This is a genomic window from Rhizobacter sp. (assembly GCF_031412075.1).
GTDB lineage: Bacteria > Pseudomonadota > Gammaproteobacteria > Burkholderiales > Burkholderiaceae_C > Rhizobacter.
The window spans coordinates 1-2,153 of sequence record NZ_JANOCG010000365.1 but is presented as its reverse complement, the minus strand read 5'-3'; the positions used below and the strand labels follow the sequence as shown (position 1 = coordinate 2,153).

Sequence of the window (2,153 nt, the reverse complement as noted above, 5' to 3'; positions counted from 1 at the left end):
GGTCGCACGCGCCGTCAGCGAGCGTGTGCCGGTGGTCGACGGCGTCCAGCTCACGCTGAAGGGCGCCGAGGAGTCGGTCGCGCCGACCTGCACGCCGATCTCGAAGAAGGCGACGCTGGCCACCGAGCCATCGCTGTCTGTTGCCGTGGCAGTCAGCGTGACGGCATCGCCACTGGTGACGGTGCTGTTGTTGGCCGGGTTCGTGATGGCCACGTCGGGAGGTTCGTTGGTCGCTGGGCCGACGTTGGCGTAGGTCGCGGTGTAGGTGGTGGCCGCGACCGGTGTGGCAATGGTGTGCGCAGCCGCCCCGCCATCATTCCAGCTCACAAACTCATAGCGAAACCCGCCGAAGTTTTGTGCCGCGGGGGCCACCAGGTCGCGCTCCATCCCGACCACGCCGGTGAACGAACTCGGGCCGGTGATCGGCTGGCCATCAAGCGTGAGGCGCAGGCCGGCCGGCGCGGTGGTCACGGTGACCTGCGACGTCTGCGGCTGGATGTCGCGCGTGACGACGTGGGTGACGTTCGTGCTGTCGGTCGCGCGCAGATAGAAGCGGTAGAAGATGTTGGCCGAGGTCTCGCCGCGGGTTGGGATCGTGACCTGCCCCGATGCGCCCGGTCGCTCGGACATGAACGGGTGGCTGTGCGCGTCGTGGTGCAACTCGGCCCACCAGGTCAACTGGCTGGCCGCCAGCACACCGTCTTCAGGGTCGGTCGCACTGCCAGCGAAGTTGATGGTGTCTCCGGCCTGGAAGGTGGTGCCTGCCACAGGGGCAGCGATCACCGCCACCGGCGGCTGGCTGTTCGGTGGCGGTGGAATCGGGGTGCCACTGTCGCCACCACCGCCACCGCACGACGCCAACGCCAGCATCGCCACACACGACATCAGGCAGCTCAACAATTTGTTCGAATACATCTCACGCTCCAGACCGGGCCGCGGCCACGCGGGCAGCCTACTTATTTTCTGCGTGGCGAGGTGACAACCCTAAGTCAAAAGTTGTTTAAATCATGGCAGCAGGGTCGATCTGCTCAGTTTGTGCGCCATTACTTCCCGCGGTGAAGCGGGTCACACGGCGGGGTTTCAAAAAGACCTGGCTGCCGGTATTCAGGCCCAGCCGTTCACGCAGCACGGTGTAGTCGCTGCGCGGCATTTCCACGTCGACATAACTGCCGTCGTCCAGGCGCTTGAACTCGATGCGCGTTTGCGGCCCTACTGTCAGCGCCTGCGACAGGCTCACCGCCAGCGTGCCCTCGGAAGCGGTGGCCACGATCTCCAGCTCGTGCGGGCGCACATAGCTCACCTCGGCCGGGTCGGGGGTGCCGCCCGGCGAGTGGCCGAAGCGGCCATGGAACAGGTTCACGTCGCCGAGGAACTGCAGCACGAACGGCGTGGCCGGGCGGTCGTACACCTCGTCGGGCGGGCCGTCTTGTTCAATGCGGCCGAGGTTCATCACCACCACGCGGTCGGCCACTTCCATGGCTTCGTCCTGGTCGTGGGTGACGAACACGCTGGTGATGTGCATCTCGTCGTGCAGGCGGCGCAGCCAGCGGCGCAGCTCCTTGCGCACCTTGGCGTCGAGCGCGCCGAAGGGTTCGTCGAGCAGCAGCACTTTCGGCTCGACCGCCAGCGCGCGTGCGAGTGCAATGCGTTGCCGCTGGCCGCCAGAGAGTTGATGCGGGTAACGATCGGCGAGCCAGTCGAGCTGCACCAGCTTCAGCAGCTCCATCACCTTCTCTTTGATCTGGGCCTCGCTCGGGCGGGTGCCCTTGGGGCGCACACGCAGGCCGAAGGCGACGTTTTCGAAGATGCTCATGTGGCCGAACAACGCGTAATGCTGGAACACGAAGCCGACATTGCGGTCGCGCACATCATCAAACGTGGCATCGGCACCGTGGAACAGCACCGAGCCCGAGTCCGGCCGCTCCAGGCCCGCGATGATGCGCAGCAGCGAGGTCTTGCCCGAGCCTGAGGGGCCGAGCAGCGCGACCAGCTCGCCCGACGGGATGTCGAGGTTCAGGTTGTCGCAGACGACCGTCTTGCCGAAGGCCTTGTTGAGGTTCCGTATCTCGATGCTCATTCGTTTCTCCCACCCGCTTCGCGCTTTTGCGCCTTGACGCGTTGTTCAACCAGGTACTTCAACACCAGCGTCACCA

The 2,153-nt window shown here is 65.5% G+C and carries 2 protein-coding genes; both read right to left on the bottom strand.

Annotated elements, in window-relative coordinates; all coding sequences use genetic code 11:
• Positions 1 to 915 (bottom strand): Ig-like domain-containing protein (locus tag RMO40_RS13575; RefSeq protein ID WP_309722052.1); only part of this gene is annotated, 915 nt, incomplete at its 3' end.
• 85 nt (positions 916 to 1,000) lie between these two features.
• Positions 1,001 to 2,077, bottom strand: coding sequence for a TOBE-like domain-containing protein (locus tag RMO40_RS13570; protein ID WP_309722049.1), 1,077 nt, complete (start codon positions 2,075 to 2,077; stop codon positions 1,001 to 1,003).
• Between the last annotated feature and the right edge of the window lie 76 nt (positions 2,078 to 2,153).